Raw genomic sequence first — 551 nt, forward strand, 5'->3', positions numbered from 1 at the left:
CGGCCTTCACCGCGCGCTTCTCCGCGACCTTCGCCTCGGCCTTCCCCACGTCCTTCACCACGCGGCGGACGCTCGTCCGTGCGCGGCGCGACCGCTGCGGCGCCGGCTTCCGTGTTCGCCACTTCCTCGACACGCTCGCTGCGCTCGTTGCGGCGGCCACCGCGCTCACCACCCCGTTCGCCGCGCTCGCCACGTTCCGGGCGATCGCCACGGCCTTCCGGGCGGCCCTCGGTGCGGGCTTCGTTGCGACCTTCACCGCGACCTTCCCCACGGCCGCCTTCCGGACGACCCTCGCCGCGGCCTTCACCGCGACCCCGATCTCCACCGCGCTCACCGCGGCGGCCATCGCGCTTGCCGTCACGGTCACCGCGGCCGCCACGGCCCGTGCCGCGATCGCCACGTTCACCACGGCCGTCGCGCTTCGCGCCGGCATCGCCGGTCGCCGCTGCAGGCGCCTTGACGGCCGGTGCCGCTTCCGGCTCGCCGCCGCCGAACAGGCGCTTGACCCAGCCGAAGAAGCCACCGCCGGCCGGCGCGGGCGCCGCCACCGG

The 551-nt window shown here is 76.6% G+C and carries 1 protein-coding gene; it reads left to right on the forward strand.

Features of this window, described 5'->3' with window-relative positions; genetic code table 11:
* Positions 1 to 551 (forward strand): hypothetical protein (locus AC1D01_RS38120; RefSeq protein ID WP_477875204.1); only part of this gene is annotated, 551 nt, incomplete at both ends.

The sequence above is a fragment of the Rhizobacter sp. P3_B12 genome, from assembly GCF_056402895.1.